19 protein-coding genes are annotated in these 24514 nt (G+C 41.7%); 10 read left to right on the top strand and 9 right to left on the bottom strand.

What is annotated here, in order from left to right; translation table 11 throughout:
* Window positions 1–17 precede the first annotated feature (17 nt).
* Window positions 18–1994 carry a ligand-gated channel protein gene (locus MTF66_RS03220; RefSeq protein WP_248526357.1) on the bottom strand — a complete coding sequence of 659 codons (1977 nt, stop codon included), beginning with the start codon at window positions 1992–1994 and terminating at the stop codon, window positions 18–20.
* Between the two features lie 118 nt (window positions 1995–2112).
* On the opposite strand from MTF66_RS03220, the gene MTF66_RS03215 reads away from it, so the two are divergent.
* Window positions 2113–3021 (top strand): LysR family transcriptional regulator, encoded by a 909-nt coding sequence (locus MTF66_RS03215; RefSeq protein WP_248526356.1) that lies wholly within the window; start codon window positions 2113–2115, stop codon window positions 3019–3021.
* A gap of 58 nt (window positions 3022–3079) precedes the next feature.
* Here MTF66_RS03215 and MTF66_RS03210 read toward each other — a convergent pair whose 3' ends face one another.
* Both MTF66_RS03210 and MTF66_RS03205 read right to left on the bottom strand, forming a co-directional pair.
* Window positions 3080–3697: a LysE family translocator gene (locus tag MTF66_RS03210; RefSeq protein WP_054562642.1), complete on the bottom strand. Its 618-nt coding sequence runs from the start codon at window positions 3695–3697 to the stop codon at window positions 3080–3082.
* Window positions 3698–3788: 91 nt separating this feature from the next.
* Complete coding sequence (locus tag MTF66_RS03205; protein ID WP_248526355.1) at window positions 3789–4547, bottom strand: SDR family NAD(P)-dependent oxidoreductase; 759 nt, start codon at window positions 4545–4547, stop codon at window positions 3789–3791.
* A 110-nt stretch (window positions 4548–4657) separates the two neighbouring features.
* On the opposite strand from MTF66_RS03205, the gene MTF66_RS03200 reads away from it, so the two are divergent.
* Window positions 4658–5563: a LysR family transcriptional regulator gene (locus MTF66_RS03200; protein ID WP_248526354.1), complete on the top strand. Its 906-nt coding sequence runs from the start codon at window positions 4658–4660 to the stop codon at window positions 5561–5563.
* 24 nt (window positions 5564–5587) lie between these two features.
* On the opposite strand, the gene MTF66_RS03195 is transcribed toward MTF66_RS03200, so the two are convergent.
* A complete protein-coding gene (locus MTF66_RS03195) occupies window positions 5588–6685 on the bottom strand; it encodes a serine hydrolase (RefSeq protein WP_248526353.1) in 1098 nt (365 codons plus the stop codon).
* A gap of 328 nt (window positions 6686–7013) precedes the next feature.
* Window positions 7014–9467 (bottom strand): prolyl oligopeptidase family serine peptidase, encoded by a 2454-nt coding sequence (locus tag MTF66_RS03190; RefSeq protein ID WP_248526352.1) that lies wholly within the window; start codon window positions 9465–9467, stop codon window positions 7014–7016.
* 162 nt (window positions 9468–9629) lie between these two features.
* Between MTF66_RS03190 and MTF66_RS03185 the strand changes: the two genes are divergently transcribed.
* The 4 genes from MTF66_RS03185 (at window position 9630) to MTF66_RS03170 (ending at window position 15596) form a co-directional block, all read left to right on the top strand.
* The gene (locus tag MTF66_RS03185) at window positions 9630–10637 is read left to right on the top strand and encodes a LacI family DNA-binding transcriptional regulator (RefSeq protein ID WP_054553993.1); all 1008 of its coding nucleotides are present in this window, start codon (window positions 9630–9632) and stop codon (window positions 10635–10637) included.
* The gene (locus MTF66_RS03180; protein WP_248526351.1) at window positions 10634–11854 is read left to right on the top strand and encodes a glycosyltransferase; all 1221 of its coding nucleotides are present in this window, start codon (window positions 10634–10636) and stop codon (window positions 11852–11854) included. The genes MTF66_RS03185 and MTF66_RS03180 overlap by 4 nt, the downstream gene beginning before the upstream one ends.
* A gap of 149 nt (window positions 11855–12003) precedes the next feature.
* Window positions 12004–13230: a threonine/serine exporter ThrE family protein gene (locus MTF66_RS03175; protein WP_248526350.1), complete on the top strand. Its 1227-nt coding sequence runs from the start codon at window positions 12004–12006 to the stop codon at window positions 13228–13230.
* Window positions 13231–13355: 125 nt separating this feature from the next.
* Entirely contained in the window at window positions 13356–15596 is a 2241-nt protein-coding gene (locus MTF66_RS03170; protein WP_248526490.1) for a tetratricopeptide repeat protein, read from the top strand.
* 53 nt (window positions 15597–15649) lie between these two features.
* Here MTF66_RS03170 and MTF66_RS03165 read toward each other — a convergent pair whose 3' ends face one another.
* A complete protein-coding gene (locus MTF66_RS03165; protein ID WP_058584678.1) occupies window positions 15650–17146 on the bottom strand; it encodes an arylsulfatase in 1497 nt (498 codons plus the stop codon).
* A gap of 391 nt (window positions 17147–17537) precedes the next feature.
* On the opposite strand from MTF66_RS03165, the gene MTF66_RS03160 reads away from it, so the two are divergent.
* From MTF66_RS03160 to MTF66_RS03150, 3 genes are all read left to right on the top strand, one after another.
* Window positions 17538–18329 carry a hypothetical protein gene (locus MTF66_RS03160; protein WP_248526349.1) on the top strand — a complete coding sequence of 264 codons (792 nt, stop codon included), beginning with the start codon at window positions 17538–17540 and terminating at the stop codon, window positions 18327–18329.
* A 38-nt stretch (window positions 18330–18367) separates the two neighbouring features.
* Window positions 18368–19537, top strand: a complete 1170-nt coding sequence (locus MTF66_RS03155; protein WP_235575485.1) for a BamA/TamA family outer membrane protein — start codon at window positions 18368–18370, stop codon at window positions 19535–19537.
* A 111-nt stretch (window positions 19538–19648) separates the two neighbouring features.
* The gene (locus tag MTF66_RS03150; RefSeq protein WP_248526348.1) at window positions 19649–20110 is read left to right on the top strand and encodes a hypothetical protein; all 462 of its coding nucleotides are present in this window, start codon (window positions 19649–19651) and stop codon (window positions 20108–20110) included.
* Window positions 20111–20214: 104 nt separating this feature from the next.
* Here MTF66_RS03150 and MTF66_RS03145 read toward each other — a convergent pair whose 3' ends face one another.
* Both MTF66_RS03145 and MTF66_RS03140 read right to left on the bottom strand, forming a co-directional pair.
* On the bottom strand, window positions 20215–20559 hold the full coding sequence (locus tag MTF66_RS03145; protein WP_248526347.1) for a hypothetical protein: 345 nt from the start codon (window positions 20557–20559) through the stop codon (window positions 20215–20217).
* Window positions 20560–21211: 652 nt separating this feature from the next.
* Window positions 21212–22732: an aldehyde dehydrogenase family protein gene (locus MTF66_RS03140; protein ID WP_058584675.1), complete on the bottom strand. Its 1521-nt coding sequence runs from the start codon at window positions 22730–22732 to the stop codon at window positions 21212–21214.
* A gap of 177 nt (window positions 22733–22909) precedes the next feature.
* On the opposite strand from MTF66_RS03140, the gene MTF66_RS03135 reads away from it, so the two are divergent.
* Window positions 22910–23818, top strand: a complete 909-nt coding sequence (locus MTF66_RS03135; protein WP_054562517.1) for an AraC family transcriptional regulator — start codon at window positions 22910–22912, stop codon at window positions 23816–23818.
* Here MTF66_RS03135 and MTF66_RS03130 read toward each other — a convergent pair.
* Window positions 23808–24479, bottom strand: coding sequence for a YoaK family protein (locus tag MTF66_RS03130; protein ID WP_248526346.1), 672 nt, complete (start codon window positions 24477–24479; stop codon window positions 23808–23810). The genes MTF66_RS03135 and MTF66_RS03130 overlap by 11 nt on opposite strands.
* Window positions 24480–24514: the final 35 nt, after the last annotated feature.

The raw sequence follows: 24514 nt of genomic DNA, 5'->3' as shown, positions 1-24514 counted from the left end.
AATAACTTAATAATTATTTAAAAGTTAAAGCCTAGAGAAACCCAATAACGGCGACCATCTTCAACATATCCGTATTCATCTTCAGTGATTTCTTTATCAAACAGATTATAAACACCAAATCCTAACTTAATGCTGCGGCTTAAATCATAGTTACCACCAATATCAGCCAAGGTGTAATCTGGCGCAATTAAGCTGTCTTGCGACGGGCCTGTTGTAGGCTGGCTTTCTTCGCCGCGGTAATGAACACGCAGCCAGGTACCTAGTTTATCAACCGGGCGCCAATTAACTGATGTTTGTAAAATATGCTTAGGTAATTGGTTAAGTGGGCTGCCTTTGTATTCACCGGTTTTTTGCTCAGAATCGGTGTAGGTGTAGTTGGCACTTACATCAAGCTCACTGGTAATGTCGTAAGATACTGATAACTCAAAGCCTTGCGTAACGGCTTCATCCACATTGACATAGGTCGTTGGCATCGAACCAAACTGGTTTGGTCCATCGGTGCACTGGGTGAGTGGGCACGAAATACGGGTAATTTTATCTTCAAACTCGTTGTAAAATACGGTGCTTGAAAGCGATAAATCACGGCTGGCATCATAGTAGATACCCATTTCGTAGTTTACTGATTTTTCAGGGCTTAAATCTGGATTACCGTAAATATTACCACCTCGGCTCACTTGCCCCCAAGCTGCGGTAGATTGACGAATATTCGGCGCTCTAAAGCCTGTTGAGATGCCGCCTTTCACCGTCAGCGACTTAGTTGCTGTATACACACCATATAAACGCGGGCTGAAATGGCCTGAAAAATTACCATCATGGTCATAACGAAGGCCGGTAGTGAGTTTAAACTGCTTGGTTGTAGCCCACTCATCTTCTGCAAATACTGACCACTGCTCGTTCTCAACATGCGTTAAGTCACTAATGCGGTTACTGGTGTAATCGTCTAGCTCTTCTTTTAAATATGACGCACCAAATGCAGCATTATGATTGGTAAATGGTAAAGTCCAGCTTGTTTGCGCATCGGTATTTTCGACGTACATTTCACGAGAGGTATTATCGAATTTGTCATACTTTAAGTAACTGCGTGATGAGCCAAAATCATAAAAACCATTATGGCTTAGTGAGTAGCTTTCTTGGTCGTACTCTGTGGTTGATGACTCTGGGCAACCACGTCGACCACAGCTTTCACCTTCAGCTAAAGGAGCAACTGTTTTACCTAATGTTTCGTCGAGTTTTTGTTTTGCAGAGCCTACTTCAAGCATAATTTCATGGCTATCAGAGGGTGTTAAGATAAACTTTGCTTTGATATTGCTTTGCTCTTTACCACGAAAACCGGCTTCAAAATCGTCTTCGTCACGCTTTGAAAACTGACCTGATAACTGCATACCTAATAACTCAGGAATTAAGCCACCCGCAGTAAAGAAACTGCCTTGGTTGATATTACCCGAGTCACTTGATTCTTGAATCGTGCTATCTAAACGCAGTTCACCGTACCATTTTTCTGGTGTTTTACGGGTAATAATATTGATAACACCACCGATTGCATCTGAGCCATATAGTGAAGACATAGGACCGCGAATAACCTCGATACGCTCAATCGCTGAAATAGGTGGAGTCCATGCTCCTTCTACACCTGGGCCATCACTGTTTGGACGAGTTTCGCGTGAGGTTTGGCGCTGGCCGTCAATTAAAATTAAAGTATATTGACTTGCCATCCCGCGAAGACTGATATCTTTTCTGTCGCCACCACCTGTGACAACCACACCGGGAACGTCGGTCATCGCATCGGTTAGATCACGGTAAAAACGTTTTTCAAGCTGCTCACGGTCGATAACACTGATACTGGCTGGCGCCTCTTTAAGCATTTGCTCGTAACCGGAAGCCGATACAACTATTACTTCCATGTCTTGTTTTTTGTCATCAGCGTATGCAAAATGGGAAAGACCTGCTAACACAGCAGCGGTGAGTGGTAAAACAGAAGAAACAACCCTCGTCATAATAATACTCCGTGACTTTTTGTTTATAAATGATAATAATTAGCGTTTGCATACTAATGAGAAGTCCCAATTTTCACAATTTACGATTTCTTAAAACTGAATTAAGAAGGCCTGAACCATGAATTCCAAGCTGATAAAAACATTGCGTGTATTTTCTCGTACTGTTGAAACAGGCAACATGAGCAGTGCAGCTGCAGAGTTATCGATGACCACATCGGCTGTCAGTCAACACATTAAGCAATTAGAACAAGAAATCGGATTGAGCCTATTTAACCGCAGCCCGCGCGAACTGACTTTAACCGAAGCGGGCCACCTGTATTATCAAAGCTGTTTAAAAATACTGGCACTGGCGGATCAGGCCAGTACGCAATTGCAACAATTACAAAATAAGCCCAGTGGCGAGCTCAAATTAGTTGCGCCAGTGGGTTTTGGCGGCGGCCTATTAAGCGAGCCATTAGATCGCTTAATTAACGAGTTTGATGATTTACGTATTCAGTTAATTTTGACTGATGAGCCAATTGATATGATCAAATGCGGCGCTGACCTAGCGATTGCGATTGGCCCATTAACTGACTCAAACCTCGTTGCTCGTAAATTAGCAACTTGGCCGTTAAAGCTATGTGCTCATAAAGACCATGCAATTAGCAAACTCGATAAAGCCAATTGGGAAGACCTTGGCAACTTTGCCCGTATCGCCCACAGCAACGCCGACAGTAATGCGTTTAACCCGTCAACGCTGGCAAGCAAGCCGTTACCGAAAGCAAAGATCACCGTAAATAATATGCAAAGCTTAATTAAATTAGTGTGTGATGGTGTTGGCTATGGCGTATTACCAGAGCCAGAAGTCAGGCATTTATTAAAAACAAAAGAGCTGGTTGAAATCGCACCCGAGTGGGCAATGCCAAATTACACTGTTTATGCCGTAACACCAGCCAGAGACAGCTTAGCGGCAAAAACAAAAACTGCCATTGATACGTTAAAACTGTGCTTTAACCATGTGTCTAAGCAAGTTGAGTTAGTTGATTAAGACGCTACAAGGATAATACCCATTTGCCATATTCGGATGGGTATTATTCAAATTAGTATTAACCTAGCGCCAGCCAAACGCCCACGCACATCATTAGCGCGCCAGCAATACGATTTAACCACTTCACATTATCGCCTTTATCCAAAAACAGCCTTAAGCTTTTACCGCCTGTTGCGTAAATCAACATACAGATAAATTCGCTCAGCATTATAATGCTCACTAATACCGCAAGCTGAGGGGCAACCGCTAAATCAACATTAATAAACGGAGGGAGTAAAGAAATCATAAATGCCCACCCTTTTGGGTTTGCAATGGCAGTAATATAACCCTGCGAAAACAATTGCCCACGACCAATTTGCTGCTGTGTATCATCGTTTGGTTTAAAGCTGGTTTTAGCGCGCCACATATTAACCCCTAGGTAAATTAAGTACGCACCACCTAAGTATTTTAAAAAGGCAAATAACTCAGGGTAATTAAGCATAATACTGGCAACCCCAATCACCGCAGCAATGGCTACCGTGGCTACACCTAACACTTCGCCGACCATCATCCATAGCGTACGTCTGACGCCTACACTCATCCCTAACGTCATGGCGAGCGTCATACACATACCAGGTGTAATAGAAACAAAGAAAAAGGTCGGAATAAAAACCGCGAGTACTGCTAAATCGAGCATAAATGCAATCACATGTTTATTGCTTAAAAAGAGAAAGCGATTAAATCACATTCACTTAAATAAGCAAACAAACACGCGATTGCTAACAGGGTTATAAAAACATACCACCCGATGCTTCAATGCGCTGCCCGGTCACCCAACGGTTTTCATCACCGAGTAGCTGCGCAATCATAGGACCAATGTCATCAGCTTGGCCAACGCGCCCCATAGCTGTAAATGAACTGACTAATTGCGCAACATGCTCATTATCACGGACAGCACCACCACCAAAATCAGTGGCAATTGCGCCTGGAGCGACGACATTCACGGCAATATTGCGACCAGCCAGTTCTTTTGCCATGTATTTGGTTAATACCTCAACGGCCCCTTTCATGGTGGCGTAGGCCGCTTTTCCTGGTAATGCAAAACGTGTCAGCCCTGAAGATAAGTTGATAATACGCCCGCCATCATTGATCATCTCATGCAATGTTTGCGTTAAGAAAAACACCCCTTTTACATGTACATTCATCAAATTATCAAACATAGCTTCACTGGTATCAGCAAATGCACTATCACTGCCATGGCCTGCATTATTGATTAAATAATCAAATCGAGACGTTTGCCATTGTGTTGCTAAGGTACTTTCAAGTGTTTGTTTGAATTCTGCAAAACCTAAAATATCGCTCACATCAAGTTGAATGGCGACGGCTTTTGCCCCTAGCGCTGCGACTTTTTCTACAACTTGCTGCGCTTCATCTTTATGGCTTCTGTAAGTAAATACGCAATCAATGTTCTTACGTGCCAAACTTAAAACTGTATTTTTACCTAATCCGCGATTACCACCTGTGATCACTGCAATTTTGTTGCTCATCGTGTTTACCCTTTTACTTTGAAGTAATTGTGAGCAACCAGTATATTTACACTGCAAATTCAGATAAACCATGTAAAATTGAATTAACTGTTCGTAAATAACAAACAATCATGAATGAACTAAATGCCATGAAAACCTTTGTTCAGGTTGCAGAGCAAAAAAGCTTTTCGGCTGCAGCACTTGCACTGAGCATGCCTAAATCATCTGTTTCGCAGTTGGTCAAACAACTCGAAGATACCTTAGGTGCTCGGCTTCTAAACCGCACAACAAGACGAGTTACGCTTACTAACGAAGGCACGGTTTTTTATCAGCGCTGCAAAGATATGCTTGCTGATATAGACGAACTACAAACCCTATTTCATAAAAAAGACGAAGCGTTATCAGGGCGTCTTAGAGTAGATATGCCACAGCCAATTAGTCGGCGATTAGTGCTACCGAATCTAGACAGCTTTTTATCTGCACACCCGCAATTAGAGATTGAACTGAGTAGTTCAGACAGACGAGTTAACCTAATTGAAGAAGGCTTTGATTGTGTAGTGCGAGTCGGTAATTTAGAAGACTCATCGCTAATTGCGAAAAAAATTGGCCACTGCCCGATGATTAACTGTGTAAGCTCAGGTTATATTAAAAACTATGGCAACATCACAGAACTTAGCGATTTAGCTGAGCACTACATTGTTCGCTATAGCCAAACACTCGGCCAGCTTGACCCCGGCTTTGAATACCAAGATATACAAGGCGATTGGCAAACTCTCGCCATGAAATCGCAGCTTACAGTTAACAATACGGATGCCTACAAAGCAGCGTGCTTAGCTGGGCTTGGTCTTATTCAAGTGCCACGTCATGGTGTTCTCGACGAGCTCAGCCGTGGTGAACTTATCCAAGTCTTACCTGACTATAATTTGCCGCCCATGCCTATGAATATCGTCTACCCAAATCGACGCCATTTACCAAGGCGCACCCGAGTGTTTATTGATTGGTTAAGCGAGCAATTAAAACCGATTACGCAGAGCTAAGATGCTTGCTATGTGCGCTTCAGTTTAACTACCTTTAATTACAGATAGCAGAAGTTGATCAATTTCATTATTCACTCCACCAACGCTACTATTGTTTAATATTACATAACCAATATTTTTATCTGTCACAGAGCGAGTTAATGATGTCCAGCCTCTATTAAACCCTGCAAAACCTAGACTCTTATTCTCAGAGTCTACGACATAACTCATACTCCATCGCCCACCTGTGTGAGGCTGAGCTTGAATCATATTTGCAATAAGCTGATTTGATAAAATATTTGAACCAATATAATTACCTTGCTCATTTTTTAGCACTGCCTGATTAAACTTAGCTAAATCATCTGCAGTTGTTATGAAGCCAGCGGCAGCAGTTTCTGTGAAATACACCATAGCTGTTTTGTTGCCATTCTCATCGTAAGGACTAGCCAGCATTGCCGGAGAAATACTGTTGATATCAAAAGAAGAATTTGTCATTCCGAGGGGTAAAAGAACATTTTCAGTCATAAAACTACTGAAAGATTGATTTGTCAGGTCTTCAATTAACAGCTGAACTATCGTGTAACCACCACCTGAATATGACCATTTAGTGTCAGGTTCATGAATAATTTTAACGGCTCCATCACCCGTGTTATCGCCTTCTAATGACTCTACAAGAGAAGGTAATGGATCTTCAGCGCTCCATCCATTGTACCCACTTAATGAAAGCCCTGCAGTATGAGAGAGAATATTACGTAAAGTTACTTTGTTAGCATCAAACTGAGAATTCGGTATTTTCCAGCTTTTTAAGTAATCATTAATTGGTTTATCAAGTTCAACTTTACCTTGTTCAACTAGTTTCATTGCGCCCCAAGCTGTAATTACTTTAGAAATGGAGCCAACATTGAATAAAGTTTTGTGTGTGATTGGGGTTCTATTTTCAGCGTCAGCATAGCCATAAGAATATGAACCAAGCACCTTTTTCCCTTGAACAATCGATATAGCAATACCACGCGCTTTGTTTTTTTCAAGAATTAAAGGTATCTCCTTATCTAGCACTTTAGAAAATTCTAAACTTTTGGTTTGTTTTGCATGTAATGAGCAAGACGATATTAAAAATAATATTAGAATTATAAACTTATTCATGAGCATCCTTGTTTTGTAACGACCGCATCAAAGGCCTAATTTAATTGACTAAAATTAGCTGGGTATATAAAAACTTAGCGATTTATATCTTCCCTTCAAGTGCTGTTCACCTACTTGTTCATCAATGTAAGTATGTAGACTTGTTACACTATCAAAAATAATGCTTGCTGGTAACTGGCCTGAATATTAGCCAACTCTATGACTTTAAATGTGCGCACATGAACAACATTTCCTCTTATTTGCTTACCGCTTATCTATGGATAAGAATATGCAAGTAGGCAATACAAAAATCCCCGCTATAAGGCGGGGATTTTTAATATTTTACTAATTACTGAGTGACACCTTCAGCGGCAACTGGCTCTGCGGGTTTTTCGTCACTTAATAAGTATTTATCTAACCACTGCTCTTGCTCCCAAAGTACATGCAGCAAGCTCTTACGAGCGCGATAGCCATGTGCCTCATAAGGTAACATCACTAAGCGGGCTTCCTTACCTAGGCCTTTTAATGCAGCGTACATACGCTCACTTTGCATTGGGAAGGTACCCGAGTTAGGATCTTCTTGACCGTGGATCATCAGCATAGGCTCATTGATTTTTTCAGCGTGGAAAAACGGTGACATTGCCGAGTACACATCTTGCGCTTGCCAAAAGTCACGTTCTTCACCTTGGAAACCAAATGGCGTTAGGGTGCGGTTGTAAGCACCACTGCGGGCAATACCGGTTTTAAATAAATCACTGTGAGCTAATAAATTCGCCACCATAAAGGCACCATAAGAGTGACCTGCAATGGCAATGTTATCTTTATCGGCCACACCTTTTTCAACAAGTACATCTACCGCAGCCTTAGCACTTGCAACCAGCTGCTCACGGAATAAATCGTTTGGCTCTTTACCATCAACACCCACAATTGGCATTTTCGGGTCGTCAAATACAGCAATACCTTTTGCAAGATAAGGCATCGGCCCCCAATAACCGATATAGGTAAATTCATACGGCGATTCACGCACTTGTGATGCAACGGCTTTATCTTTATATTCAAGCGGATAAGCCCACATTAGAACCGGTAACGGGCCTTGAGTTGAATCATAACCCGGAGGTAAATAAAGCGTACCACTAAGCTCAACACCATCATCACGCTTGTATCGAATTAGCTCTTTAGTCACCCCTTTAAACTCTGGATAAGGGTGCTCAAAAGTCGTAAGTTGAGTCAGGGTTTTATCGTCTAAATCACGAATAAAGAAGTTAGGTTGCTCAGTTTTAGATTCGCGAATCGTAATTAAACGCTCGCCTTCATCATCAAGCATGGCACGCACACGCTCATAGTATGGCGCTTCTGATTGCCAAACGCGTGTTGTGGTATTGGTTTTTACATCATAACGGTCTAAAAACGGAATATTGCCCTTTTCAGATGCACCGTTACCGCGTAAGAAAAGATAGCGTCCGCCAACGACTTTTAATACATCAGCGCCCAAATCATTTTTTTCGTAAATTGGGTAACCTGGGTTTTTGTAGGCATCGTTATAACTGCGCTCAGAAAATAGCACACGATTTTTATCTGCATTACGAGGTTGAATAACAAATGTGCGAACTTGTCGGTCACTAAAGCGCCATTCAGATAACAGAGCAACATTACTGTTGCCCCAAGTAATTGAATCAAAACGGCGTTCAACTTTAGCAAATAACTTAGGATCACGTTTAAATGGTGCTCTTAGGCTATAAAGGTAATCGTGATATGGCACGTCGGTTTTCATATCACCGCCGTCTTGTGCTTCTGCCCAAATTACTTCAGCGCCTTGATCTGCTCGCCATTGAAATTCGCGGCGACCAGTACGCACACTGTCATAACCTTGTGGAATGTTATCTGCTAAAGGCTGCTTCGCAAGCTCTGCAAGCGTATAGCCACGCATTCCCCAAATTTGCCAAGTTGCAGCAAATCGGCTGTAAGGCACTTGATAAGAAAAAGGCTCATCAATCATGCCAACCAAAATATTGGTTGAATCAGGTGAGACCGAAAACGATTTAATTAAGCCCGGTTGACCAATTGGTTGGCCTTGACCACTAAGCGGAATATAAGTCAGCTGGCTTTGTGCAAAAAACTTAAATTGCGCTTCATCATATGGGCTAGTTAGTAAGTTTTGATAAGTACGCGCAGGCGCTTTTTCACCACTACTTTGTTGAATAACTGGCACAACCTTCGAGCTGTCGTTGCTGATACGTGCTTTACCAATATTGACCGCTGCATTAGCTACAATGGCGCTGCTATCTGGCAACCAAGTATAAGGCGTGCGCGTTAACACTGAATTGAGAGGTGTATCACTTAACTGGCGGGCTTGCTTAGTACTTACATTGTAAACCCATAGGTTAGCACTCGATGCTTGCTCAACCACAAACGCCAAGTATTGACTATCGCTTGACCAACTTGGTGAGCGTAAAATGCCATTTGGCAAACCAGATACAACAATTTCAGAACCGGTTTCAACATGCTTAAGCACTAAAGATGTAAATTTATTACGTACTCTTGAGCGCGAAAAATTAGCAGGATTAAGCTTAATACCCGCAAGTTTCAACTCTTCTTTGGCTAAGTCTTGTAAGGTATCGATGCGTTTTCTATCAAATAACGCCAGCCACTGGCCATCATTCGATAAATAACTACTCGGTGCAAGCTTAGCATCAACCACAGCAGCCAGTGCGGCCGATGGAGTTTGATAACCTTGATTAGCAAAACTGGGTGTGCAAACAGCTGCGCCAATAACTAGCGCAAAAAGCAGTTTAAATGCTTTCATGTTCGTTCCTTTTTCGTTTTTATTTTCGATTCTGTAAACAAGTAGAACATGTTTGCAGCATTTCATAAAGAGTTTCGACCCTTTTGGCAGCCAATCAGTGACTTAAACAGCTAAATTACGCTAAAATAAAAGCACTCTATTCGCCACTTTTTGCTAATAAAAATGAAAAAATCGACAGGCAAAGTCACAATTTGGGATGTAGCTGAACAAGCACAAGTTTCAAAATCAACCGTGTCTTTGGTCCTTACCAACAGTGATAAGGTCAGTAAAAAAAGTAAAGAAAAAGTACTGGCTGCCATTGATAAGCTTGGCTATGTGTATAACCGCGATGCTGCAGCACTTCGTAGCAAGCGATCAAACCTAGTCGCGTTGGTTATAAATGACTTAACCAACCCGTATTCAGCTCAGCTTGCTGTTGGCCTCGAAAAACACATCTTTGAGCTTGGCATGCTGCCAATGCTGGTGAATATTGCGGAGTGTGTCGAAAGGCAAACTCAAGTGGTGAAAACCCTAAAAGAATACAACGTATCGGCGTTTATTATGTGTCCGGCACCGGGGACTGAGCAACAGTGGCAAGATGATTTAATAAATAGTGGTTTTCCGGTTATTAATATCATGCGTGAAATTCCGTTTTCAGCTGCGCCGTGTATTTTGCCTGATAACAAAAAAGGCACACACATTTCGACCAGCCATATTTTATCGCAAGGCATAGAAGAAGTAGCATTTTTAGGCGGCACCGCAGAAATATCTGATTATCATGAACGTTTAAGTGGTTTTTTAGCTGCGCTTGAGCAATTTAATATTACTGACGAAAAACCTGTTATTCAGGCCCCGACAAACCGCCAAGGTGGCCGAGAAGCCTTTAATACCCTTATAAAACAAGCGCCAAATACCAAAGCCATTGTCTGTTTTAATGATGTGATTGCTTACGGCGCGATTGAAGCTATGCGCCAACACGGCCTAGAGCCGGGTAAAGACATTAAAGTTATTGGCTTTGATGACCTAGAAGATTCGCGCTTAATGTTGCCTTCCCTTTCAACCATCGCCATTAATGCCGATGAAATCGGTAAACGCACCTGTCAGGTGCTAAAAGAACTATTAGATAAATCAACACCGCCAGTTCGCACCTTGGTGGATGTTAACTTAAAAATACGAGATTCAAGTCAATGAAAAATGTGTTAGTGATCGGCTATGTATGGCCTGAGCCTAATTCGTCGGCAGCCGGCACCCACATGATGTCACTCCTGCGTGCCTTTCGTACAGAAAACTGGCAAGTCGAATTTGCAAGCCCTGCGCAAAAAACCGAACACATGGTGGATCTCAGCGAAGATGGCATTACCACACAGGTCATTGCATTAAACTGCTCAAGCTTTGATGAGTACGTGCAAGCGTATAACCCTGATATTGTGATGTTTGATCGCTTTATGATGGAAGAACAGTTTGGTTGGCGAGTCGACAAATACTGCCCTAACGCACTTAAAGTTCTCGATACAGAAGATTTACAGTGTCTAAGAAATGCCCGTCACGACGCTCATAAAGCAGGCCGAGAATTCAGCCATAGTGATTTACACAGCGATATTGCAAAGCGAGAAATTGCCGCTATTTTACGCTCAGACATCAGCTTAATTATCTCGCATTACGAGATGCAGTTACTCAATGACGTTTTCAAAGTCGATAACGCTCTGCTTCACCACCTACCATTTTTGGTTGATTTACAGCATATCCCCACCAGCACCAAAGCATTTTCAGAGCGTAAACACTTTATGACCATAGGTAATTTTCGTCATGCGCCAAACTGGGATGCGGTATTGTACTTACAACAGATTTGGCCGCTGATCCGCAAACAATTACCCGATGCCGAACTCCACATTTATGGCTCTTACCCGCCACCAAAGGCTACAGCCCTTAACAATCCAAAAACCGGCTTCTTAATCAAAGGCTGGGCCGATGATGCTTATCAAGTGATGGAAGATGCCCGAGTATGTTTATCGCCACTGCGTTTTGGGGCTGGTATTAAGGGTAAGTTACTCGAAGCGATGATCATGCAAACGCCGAGCGTAACAACTCCTATTGGCAGTGAAGGCATGCATCAAAATGAGCCTTGGTCAGGCGCAATCTGTGAAGATGCACAGCAATTTGCAGATGCAGCAGTGGCACTTTATCAAAATGAAGCGTTATTTACTGAGGCACAGCAAAATGGCCAGAAGTTATTGCAAAAATATTATGATAAATCAAAACTTCAGTCGCAGTTAATCGCTAAAATCACCGCCATTAGTGACTCATTAGCGCAGCATAGACAGCAAAATTTTACCGGCCAAATGCTCAAGCATCACACCATGCGTTCGACCCAATACATGGCGCAGTGGATTGAAGCAAAAAATAAGTGATTTTGCCGTAAATAACACTAGACATAGCGGCTTTTGTCGCTAAAATCGCGCTGGTCAATTTAAGCGATATAGTCTAGCTATTAGACTATATCTTATTGAATTTTGGTCTATCCTTAACTGAACAATTTAACCTTTGGTTCAAAACGCCTTTGAAAACCGCAACGTTTACTGAAAAACGAAAATTTATCGTGAAGCTTGGCAAAATGCTTCATAAATACGGTACACCTGCATACCGACTAGAAGCGCACTTAATGGAAGTTGCGACTTACCTCGGTTTGAAATCATCTTTTGTTATGTCGCCAACATCAGTGACATTTGTGATCTGGACAGATGGCCATGAAGAAGAGTACACCCATGTTGCGCGTGTTGATCCGGGCGATCATGACTTAGGCTCGCTGGCAGATACCGATGACTTAGTAAACAAAATGCTTAATGGCGAGCTGACACTACAAGAGGTCGATCAACAGCTCGATATTATTTACACCATGCCAAACCCATATAATAAATTTATGACTGGCGTTGCGTTTGCAACCTCTGGTGGTGCATTTGCCATGCTGATGGGTACTAGCTGGAATGATGTATTTTGGTCAGCACTTCTTACCTTAGTGGTGTATTTATTTGTGCTTTGGTCAACACGCTCTAAACGTGTTGCACATATGCTTGAACCATTAGTAGCCATTGTATCTGCGATTATAGCCTGTGCTATTAGTGTCTATATTGACGCCCAAATTAACATACGGCTAGTGGTACTTTCTGCCATCATTGTATTTATTCCCGGCTTAGCATTAGCCCTAGGTTTAGCAGAGTTAGCAGCAAGACATTTAGTGTCTGGTACTGCTCGGGTGATGGACTCATTCATGCTGCTGTTTAAGCTATATTTTGGTGCTTTTATTGGTATCGGCATTGGTTTTGCTATTTTTGGCCAAAGTGACTTTGTGCAACCCGAGCCTTTACCTAAATGGACGGCTTGGCTAGCTATATTCATGCTATGTAGCAGCCTAATCGTGATTTTTAGAACCAAGCTAAAACACGCTGTTTGGTCTATTGCATCTGGCTTTATAGCGTATGGTACAAGTATTGGTTCAGCCATGTACCTAGACTACACATTAGGCACATTTGTAGGCGCATTAGCCGTGGGCGTTTTTAGCAACTTATTCAACCGCGTTGTTAATGCTCCAGCCTCAATTGTAGCTATGCAAGGACTAATCGTATTGGTACCTGGTAGTAAAACCTATATTGGCTTGAACTCACTTATTGAAGGCCAAGATTTCGTTTATGCAGACCATATTGGCCAGCAAACCTTTTTGATTTTCATGTCATTAGTAGCGGGGCTTATCTTTGCTAACGTCGCGCTGCCACCGAAGAAAAGTTTATAACTTACTAAGCCCGAGTTTCTCGGGCTTTTTTATACCCTCGTTTTAATAAGCCGACTTTGCTTATAAGCAACAAACTGATATAACTCTAAGTGCATGTGGTAAAAATAAAAAGGATTTATTCAGTGATGAGATTGGCTTGGCTGTTATGCAGCTTTTTCGCATTTAATGCGTTTGCAGAACCCCAGTGTATTAACTGTCATCAAAGCCAAGTTGAAGATTGGCAAACATCCCATCATTTTCATGCTATGGAAAAAGCCACTGCCACTACGGTGCTTGGTAATTTCAACGGACAAACCCTTGACTACCAAGGCCAGCAAGCGCGCTTTTATCAACAAGACCAACAACTCTTTATAAGTATGCCAAACCTTGATGGCAAGCTAACTGACTACCCGGTTTTATACACATTTGGCTATGAGCCATTGCAGCAATACATGTTTGATATGGGCAACGGCCACATTCAGCTGTTTCCATTTGCATGGGACTCGCGCAGTAAAGCACAAGGCGGCCAGCGCTGGTTTGTACTGCACCCTGAGCAGAAAAAACACGACCTATTTCACTGGTCGCAAAAAGGCCAAAACTGGAATCACATGTGTGCCGATTGCCACTCAACTGATTTCAAAAAGCAATTTGACCTTAAAACGAATAGCTTTGATTCGAGTTATTCAAGCATTAACGTGAGCTGTAAAGCGTGTCATGGCGATCCACAAGCTCATTTAAAATGGGCTGATGGCGATAGCAGTATTGCCGATAAAGGCTTTACCCATAATATTAAAAAGCAAACTCCGCTTTTTACCCAACAGGCCGATGGCAGTATGCAAAGCGTGCAGCCACTAGTAAAAAGCGAGCAAGTGCAAGTGTGTGCAACCTGTCATGCTCGCCGCTCACAACTTGATGACCGCAAAGACCCACATAGTTTTTTACAAAGCTTTCAAGGCTCATTACTCACTCCTGAGCTTTATCATGTTGATGGTCAAGTGTGGGATGAAGACTATGTATGGGGTTCATTTTTACAAAGTAAAATGTTCAACGCGGGGGTAACCTGTAGTAACTGTCACAACCCTCATTCGGGTAAATTAAAGCTACCGGGCAATAAAACCTGTACGCAATGTCATAGCCAAGAGGTGTTCGATACGCCGAAACATCACGGTCACAAAATGGCAAGTACTGGTAGCCAATGTGTTGATTGTCATATGCCTGCCACCACCTATATGCAAGTTGATGCAAGGCGCGACCACAGCTTTCGGGTACCACGCCCAGACTTAACATTAAAAACCAATGCCCCAAATGCTTGTAATAGCTGCCATGAAGATAAGACGCCGCAGTGGGCGGTTGCCAAAATAAAAGACTGGCATCCAAATTCAAAACACCTTGGCACTGCGCATTTTTCTGAGGCGTTTTATGCCGCCGATAACCGTTTACCTAATGCCTCAACCATGCTGACCAAAATCGTGCAAGATAAAGGCTTTCCTGACATTATTCGCGCTTCAGCATTAAGCCGTTTAGCCGCAAGCCCTGATAACAACGCTGTCGTTGCGATTGCTCGCTCAGTAAAAGACAGCGAGCCATTAAAACGCCAAGCAGCCATTGAAGCGGCCATGCCTTTTGATATTAACCAGCGCTGGCGCTTATTAAACCCGCTTTTAGATGATGAGCATTTACCTATCAGAGCCGAAGCTGCAAGAGCACTTGCTGGTATGTTAATTCAACCCTTCCCTGCGGGGCTCAACGAGCAAGACAGCAAACGTTTAAATTCAGCCCTTGATGAGTATAAAGGCATTCAACAATACCAAGCAGAGCGTGGCTTTTCACACACCAATTTAGGTAATCTGGCGCTCACACTACAAAAGCCAGCGCAAGCTAAAACACATTACCTACAAGCAATCAGTGTTGAGCCTATTTTTGCTCCCGCTTATGTCAATTTAGCAGATTTATACCGAAATCAAGGCGATGAAAAAGCAGCACAAGCTATCTTAAAACAAGGCTTAGACGTTAACGCAGAAAGTGGCGATATTCATTATGCTCTGGCAATGAGCCTTATTCGCACAAAACAAAAAAACACCGCCCTTACTCATTTACAAAAAGCAGCACAGTTTGCACAAGAAAATGCCAACTATCAGTTTACCTACGCACTGCTATTACAAGATTTAGGCAATATGCCAGCTGCAATATCAGCCCTTGAGCGTGCTTTTAATCTAACACCCAATAACCCAGATATCAGCTACAGTTTGGCGCAGTGGTATGTGGCAGAAGAGAACTACAGCCAAGCGCTGTTTTATGCCAGAAACCTAGCCCGCTTGGTACCGGGTAACCAGCAAATTGAGCAGTTTGTGAAACAGCTCGAAATGATGAATAGCATTAATCATTAAGCATTAAAAAAAGGGCCAAGTAGGCCCTTTTCAACTCAACTTATGGTTAATAATTAATGACCATAGTTTAGTGATTTTGCTTTTTCGATTGCTTCATTCACGTTAAGAGACGCTGACTCTTGACGCGGTGGGAACTCTACAAAAGATTGTACATGTTCGTTTAACTTAGCAATGATTGGTTGTAACAACCAACTCTTACGCATGATTTGGTGGAAACCTGTTACTCCATCATAGTGCTCTAATGGATCTTTACGTAAGTTAAATAGTTTAGGCATGCTGTGAGTTACCATGTCTTCGTAATATAAACCATTTGGTTTAGTTGCAAAGTGCATTTTCCATGGGCCAAAACGAACTGCTGTAAGCTGAGACTCATAGTAATAGAAGAAATAATTACGTGCAGACTTATCCGCCTTACCTGTCCAATAAGCTAGGTTGTTTTCACCATCAATATAAACTTTGTCTGACTTTTTAAGTTTTTCTCGTAAGTTCTTTTCACCTAGAGCAGCAGCAACAGTTGGGAAAACATCTTCATGTGAAGAAATACCATTTAGCTTTAAGCCTTTAGGTATTTTGTTTGGCCAACGAACTAAGAAAGGCACACGCACGCCCCCTTCCCAGGTTGTCATTTTTTCACCGCGGAACTCAGTTGTACCCGCATCAGGCCAGCTTGATTGCTCAGGGCCATTATCACTGGTGTAAATAACTATGGTGTTATCGGCAATTTTAAGCTCATCAAGTTTATCAAGCAGCTTGCCAACATGGCCATCATGTTCAATCAGGCCACTACCAAATACATCTTCTTCCGAACTAATGCCCGTCGCTAAATGACGGCTTTCTGGTTTTAAGTGAGTGTAAACATGCATACGGCTAGACGCATGCCAAATAAAGAATGGCTTTTTCGCCTTAACTGCACGTTCCATAAAGTTAAGTGAGCGCTCTAACACTTCTTCGTCAAAGGTTTCCATACGTTTGCGAGTAAGCGGGCCAGTATCGATGATTTTGCCATTGGCGTAAGATTCGATAACACCACGTGGACCAAATTTTTTCACAAACTCAGGATCTTTTGGGTAATCCGCTTGTTCTGGCTCTTCAGATACATTGAGGTGGTACAAGTTACCGTAAAATTCATCAAAGCCATGCTTTGTTGGTAAGTGCTCATCTAAATCACCTAAGTGGTTTTTACCATATTGCGCAGTCATATAACCGCGATCTTTTAGAAATTCAGCTAAGGTTGGATCGGCTTCTTTAATGCCAAGTGGGTTACCTGGTTGGCCTACAGTTGTTAAGCCTGTTCGAATTGGTAATTGCCCCATTAAAAACGCAGCACGACCCGCTGTACAACTAGGTTGAGCATAGTGGTCTGTAAACAGCGCACCTTCGTTAGCAATGCGATCAATATTAGGGGTTGGGTAGGTCATACCGTGCGAGTATGCACTGAGTGAGATTGGCGCAACGTCATCAACCATTATGGCTAATACGTTTGGTTTATCTGCAGCAAGGCTTACCGTTGAAACTAAGCCACAAATAGCCGCCGCTATTAATTTTTTCATAAATCATCCCTTTTCATTAATAGTACTTTTTACTCCAGATGAGCAGCTTTCAGTATAGATTAAAAAACAAACCAGTCTAGTCTCTAAAAGCGGCAAAAACGATTTAAATCAAATTTCCACAAAAATCACACAATTGTATTAAGCCACTGAAAAACAATAGTAAAACAATACTTAAGTGCTTTTTGATAGCCTCGTTTTATTTACTGAGGCTTGTTCGCTTTTTGTGCTCGCCTTTGTCACTATTTTTATGCTATTTTTATTTTAGAAAGGAATAAATTGTTGCCTCTTTAGAGGCTGAAGTCGAATATTTATTAAGCCAAAAGTATCTAAATTCAACTTAAATAAACTAAACCAAGCATTTATTATTCAACCTTTTGTGTAAGGAAAACACATGACTTATCTTCGATTCCCCTCTTTACTAGCACTTATGATTGCAGCTTCAAGCCATGCGGCTGAGCAAAAAGAAGTACAAGACATGTCAGATCCTCTGGCTGTTTATACACAAGCCGGAGTCGGTGTTACAAATAAAGGGCTCAACTTTAAAGTTGGCCAAGCATACGATACAGGTATAGCAACCACTGCTGGCATGAATGTTTTTGAAGTAAAGGGCATATATGGCGATGCGCTAGGCTGGGAAAGCGATAGCAAAACGACAGATTCTATTGACTCTTTTCGCTTTCGTAATTTCTCTGTTGACCTAACTACCATGGGCGCAACGCAGATTGATGCTAACTATAACCTCAATGCCAACCTTGTCGCTGACGAAAGTATGGATGTTTCTTATAGCTTTATAAAAGCTTTAAAACCTATAGGGCGTTTTACCTTTTACCCGTTAGCTGGTGTGGGTGCATCACTCGGTGAAAATACCCTAGAAGATGACGGCAGTCGTGACAGCGGTTATTCCATTATGGGTGCTTATGGTTTAGTCGGTATGTACGCAAAAATAACCATTAACGATAAAATTTGGCTTAACTACAATCCATTTTGGCTAACAACTATCGGCGGTAGCGATAACTATAAAGATCACTATTATGGTCTAAACCAAAGCCATATTTTGACTCATGAATTTGCAGCAAGTTACCAAATTAACCCGCGTATGAATCTACGCTATTTCGCAAACTGGAATGAAAACGTTGATTTTATGGATGGCGATCATCGTCTCGAATTTAATTATCAGCTATAAAATTTGAAGTAACAAGAAACAACAAGGTAAGGGATTAAGTGAAAAAAGTTGTACTAATAAATATGCTTACAGCAAGTTTGCTAAGCACACAAAGCTTTGCATCAAGTTACGATGAATATGCAATAAAACCTGCAGAGCAGCAATTAAGTAATCAACAACAAAAAGTTGATGAACCGATTTCATTTTTACCCATACCGACTTTTATTACAGAGCCAGCTGTAGGACCGGGGCTTGGTGTTGTTGGCCTTTTTTTTCATGACAACGAAAAGAAAGCCAAAAAGAAGAAAAAAGAAGGCTCTACCCTACCACAAAGCATTAGTTTAGTGGGCCTAATGGGCACTAAAAATGGCACCAAAGGCGGTGCTGTTGGCCACATTACCTTTTGGGATGAAGACCGTATTCGCTATCAAGGGATTGTTGGCTGGGCGAGTATAAACCTTGATTTTTATACCTTCGACGAGATCAAGCTACTCACACCATTGTCGTTGAATATTGAAGGCCCAGCGGTGTTTCAAAACCTTAAGTTGCGCTATGACGACAGTAACTTCTTTTACGGCTTTAAACAGATTTATCGTAAAGTAGAAATAAGCTTAGCCGAAAACCCTATCGAAGATTTTCTGCTCGAAAACGATATTATCAAAGACCACCTTTCACTTGATGTAAATACGTCAGGTATTGGCCCATTAATAGAATACGATAGCCGAGATAACCCCCTTAATCCTGAGCGAGGCTTTAACTACAAGGCTGAGTATTTATATTATGATGAGGCTATTGGCAGTAAGGTTGATTACACCAGTCTAAAGCTTACCGCCTTAAATTACTGGCGTTACACCGATAAATTCAACTTTGCCCTGCGCATGCAGTATGACTCAGTTAACAACCGTGGTGAAAAGCGCTTACCGGTTTATATTCCGCCAAGTATTAGCCTGCGGGGGGTGTCTGCAACTCGCTATCAAGGTCTCGATGTATTTGTTACCGAAGCAGAAGCGAGCTATAAAATCACTCACAAAATAAAGCTCAATGTGTTTACTGGTATGGGCTGGGCAGCCGATAACTTTTCTGACTTATCGAAAGCTGAAACCATTGATACTGTAGGTGCAGGCTTTCGCTATTTAATTGATGAACATTACGGTATTAGTATTGGCTTAGATGTAGCCCATGGCCCTGAACAGAATGCAATTTACATTCAGGCGGGTTCTACTTGGTAATTCAAACTAATACTTTTGTTATTATTTTAACAACCAATTAAACCTAAAGATTGAATTAATTTATTTCACTGCTATCATCAATAGCTCAATAAATATTCAGGGATTGAACGGATGCATAAAAAAGTATCAACTAATCATTATCCATTCAAAGATTTTAAACCCCATGGTCTCGTAGAGTTTTATCAACGTGAGCATGTGCTTTTAACTACTGCCACAGGGCCTTTCAACGAAGAGATTATTGACGCGCATTCTTTTATGCAAAAAGATTACATCAACAAACTCAGCGCTGATTATGGTCAATGGTTTGAACTGGTTGAGTTTGAAAACTCATGTATGGCAACCCCCGGGGCACTTGAAAAACTAATGGTGTATTTTGTTGAGCTTCGACGAAAAGGCATCGCACCGGCTAAAACAGCCTTAGTCATAAAAGAAGGGCTTGAAGGCGGCAGTTTGCTTAGCGATACCTACTGCAATTTGTATAAACGAGCTGGCATGGTAATGAGTGTATTTAAGTCAAAAACAGCGGCTCTAAACTGGTTAGCAGAAGAGCCTACTACAGAATTAGCTTGTTAATATACAATTTAATTTAAAAAGTGTTGTTCTTCTTCACGCAAGGTCAACACTTCAACTCCCTCCCTCAGAGGTCTACCAAACGCTTTACTAAAGATAATGCTTAATTACAACTCAGCAATCATTTTAACAAGCGCTTGTGTGGTCCATTCAAGTTCATTGAATTTAATATCAGATTGATAGTAAAAGCCTTTTTTTCTGGGTCTATTTACATAGACCTTTATCGGCAGAATCACTTTAGCAAAACCTGGGTTACGTACATCATGCATCCCTGGGTGATTGATAACCGACAACTGATAAGCCGCATCAACATCTTTTATAGCAAGTTCAGACCAATTAATTTCAGAGTGAGTGACTGTACTGCCCTCATCGGCGCGAGATAAGTTCACACCAAAAGGGCTAACGTTTAGCGCTATAAAGATGAGTGATGAGTAAAGCGTCAAGCGTTTCATAAAAATCCATTTTAAATAGTTATTATGTTTAAAAAACACCCTATTTAATCACTAAGGCATTGTTGTGAAAATAAAAAACACTTCACATGCTAATAGATTAAAAAAATTCATCTATCAGGTTTATTTTAATCGTTTGTCGGTTTAGAAGGATTACTCTAAAGTTAACCCATCAGCGCTTTTAAGCTAAACAGCTTCACACCATTGAGAGTGTTTGCGCTAACCAAATTGTTGTCAAAAGCTTAGCTTGTGTGTTCTCTAAGCTTTTTTATTCCGAGTCATTGCACTTGTGGTGACTCAACCAAATTGTTGTCGAAAGCTTAGTTTGTGTGTTCTCTAAGCTTTTTTATTCCGAGTTACTGCACACGCGGTGGCTCAACCAAATTGTTGTCAAAAGCTTAGTTTGTGTGTTCTCTAAGCTTTTTTATTCCGAGTCATTGCACACGCGGTGACTCAACCAAATTGTTGTCAAAAGCTTAGTTTGTGTGTTCTCTAAGCTTTTTTATCCCGAGTCACTGCACTTGCGGTGACTCAACCAAATTGTTGTCGAAAAGCCTGGCTTGTGTGTTCGCCGGGCTTTTTTATGCCCGCTATAAAATAAAAACGCCACTAGATGTGGCGTTTGGGTAGTTTCGACAACAATAAGAAATTGCTTTTAAAAGAAGCCCAGTGGATTCTCACTGTAACTTACTAATAGGTTTTTAGTTTGTTGGTAATGATCAAGGGCGAGTTTATGTGTTTCGCGGCCTATACCTGACTTTTTATAGCCGCCAAACGCAGCGTGTGCTGGGTACATATGGTAGCAGTTAGTCCAAACACGGCCCGCTTCAATCTTACGACCAAAGTGATAAGCACGGTTCATGTTTCGACTCCACACACCAGCACCTAAACCAAATTCTGAGCTATTAGCAAGGGCTAATGCTTCGTCTTCATCTTTAAAAGTCGACATTGAAATTACTGGCCCAAAAATCTCTTCTTGGAACACGCGCATGTCGTTAGTGCCTTTTAATAGTGTTGGTTGAATGTAGTAACCGCCGTTAAACTCATCAGACAGTTGCTCCACTTCGCCGCCAGCGAGGACTTCGGCCCCTTCTTTTTTACCGATTTCGATGTAGCTTAGAATCTTATCAAACTGAGCTTGTGATGCTTGAGCACCCACCATGGTTTCAGTATCAAGTGGGTTACCTCGTTTAATTTGCAAAGTACGGGCAAGAACACGTTCAATAAATTGCTCGTAAATATCTTCTTGAATAAATAGACGCGATGGACACGTACACACTTCACCTTGGTTAAAGTACGCAAGTACAGCCCCTTCAATCGCTTTACTCAAAAATTCATCGTCTTTTTCCATTACATCGTTGAAGAAGATATTTGGTGATTTACCACCTAGCTCGACCGTCGAAGGAATAATATTATCAGCAGCACATTTTAAGATATGTGAACCCACTGGCGTTGAACCAGTAAAGGCAATCTTCGCGATTCGAGTACTAGTTGCCAGCGCTTCGCCCGCTTCTTTACCATAGCCGTTTACCACATTTAGAACACCGGCAGGCAATAAGTCTCCAATCACTTCAAGCAGCACTAATATAGACGTTGGCGTTTGTTCAGCCGGTTTTAAAACAATACAGTTACCCGCAGCAAGGGCTGGTGCAAGTTTCCACGCAGCCATCAACAATGGAAAGTTCCAAGGAATAATTTGCCCTACTACACCTAGTGGCTCATGAAAATGATAGGCAACCGTGGTTTCGTCTATCTCACCGATTGAGCCTTCTTGCGCACGCACACAACCTGCGAAATAACGAAAATGATCAGCCGCTAAAGGCACATCTGCCGCAAGTGTTTCACGAATTGCTTTACCGTTATCCCAGGTTTCGGCCACTGCCAGCATTTCTAGGTTTTGTTCAATACGATCAGCAATTTTTAATAAGATATTGCTACGCTCGGTGACCGAAGTTGTTCCCCATGCCGCTTTTGCATCGTGGGCTTTATCAAGTGCCAGTTCAATATCTTCTTTTGATGAACGAGGTACTTTACAAAACACTTTACCGTTTACTGGGCTGATGTTTTCAAAGTATTCTCCCTTTACAGGGGCGACCCACTGGCCACCAATATAATTCTCATACTGCGCTTTAAAGTTAACTTTTGCGCCTTCACTACCTGGATTTGCATAAATCATAATGTGTTCTCTCTTCAAATTGTTGTGTTTTATTTAGCATTGACTAAATTATGCGGTAGGTTATTGTTTAATGAACCGCTAACAATTGAAGTTAGCTCAGTTACTGAAAACACACTTGATTCCTAGTCCAGACTTTTTGACTATTTGTCCAGAATTAAGGACGACAGCGAGGCAACAATGAACACATCAGTTAGTAATAGAAGTTTAGATAAAAAACGACAACGTATTGATGTGCTTATTGAAAATAAAGTCAGTTTTGCAGGCGAACATGCCGAATTAAGTATTTACGACACCTATTTAGATGCCCAAAAAGTGGCGTTACATTCCACTGAATTATTATTTTGTGGCATGATCAGCGGTAAAAAAATCATGCATGTTGCCGACAGTGATTATCATGAAGAGTTTTTACCAAACCAATCATTTGTACTTGCCCCAGAACAAGGGGTGCTAATCGACTTTCCCAATGCATCTCTCAATCAGCCAACAACCTGTTTAGCGATTGAAATCAGTACCGATAAAATAAGCCAAGTAGTTGATGCTCTTAATTTTAACCAGCAAATTACCCAGGATGACTTTTTCCAATATCAAGCCAAGTTAGTGCACGCCCAACATAATCCGCAGACTCAACAACTGCTTGAGCGAATGATCACCCTATTTAGTGAAAATGAACAACACCGCGATTACTTAATTGATTTATCACTCAATGAACTCATAACCCGTCTGTTACAGCAGCAAAGCCGAGATTTAATGATAGCAAGTTGTAAGCAAGGCAAGCTCGCAACCCCATTAAGCCATGTAGTAAGTTATATAGAACAGCATCTTGCTGAGAATATTGATATCGATGTGTTATGTAAGATAGCCTGTATGAGCCGCAGTAAATTTTATCAGCAATTTAAGTTAGCCTTTGGTGTTACGCCCGCTCTTTGGCAACAACAATTACGCTTACAAAAAGCGTATAAACTGCTCGAAAAAGGCGAGGCGATTAGCCAAGTTTGTTACCAATTAGGCTTTAATAACCCAAGCCATTTTAGCCGTGTGTTTAAACAAGCCTTTGGCGCAACACCTAAAAGTATCGCTAACCATTAAGTTCTGGATTGCGATGAGAATAAACACGATAGGTCAAGGCAAGTAAAATACAAATAGCACTTGGCACATAAAGCGCAGCAAAGCTCATTTTTGCAAATAACCATGCCCCTGCTAAGCCGCCAAAAATAAACCCTAAAATGATTAAGCCAAACAGTTTAGCCTTACGTTTATCAAGCGCCTCGCCACGTAAAACGCGACCAAACATAATGCCTAAATCAGTGAAGATCCCCGTTACATGGGTGGTACGAACAATTGCACCACTGTAAGTTGTTGCTAAAGCGTTTTGTAAACCACATGCCGCAGAGGCTAAAAAGTGCCCGTAACCCGAGCCATTAAACAATAACCAAAGTGCGCCCAGTAAAAGCCCTGCTTCAATCAATAATGCCGTGTCGTAATGACGACCGAGTTTAAGTGCTGAACTATGCAGCAAGAACCCAGCAATACCAGACCCAACTAAAAATGACAGTAATACACCTAATAAATGAAAAGCATCAAGGCTATTGCCATGCATGAGGTCTGCGCCAAGCAAGGTTGCAGTTCCTGATAAATGGGATACCGCTTGATGCTCAAAGCTAAGTAAACCAACCGCATTCACATACCCAGCCACCAGCGCCAAAATAAATGCGCCAATCTCAACCCATTTTGGTAACTTAGAAATCACTCACTATTCGCCTTTTTCTCACACTCGAACTCATT

Source organism: Pseudoalteromonas sp. 2CM39R (genome assembly GCF_023161845.1).
The sequence above is the reverse complement of the archived record's forward strand: the minus strand, read 5'-3'. Positions and strand labels throughout refer to the sequence as shown.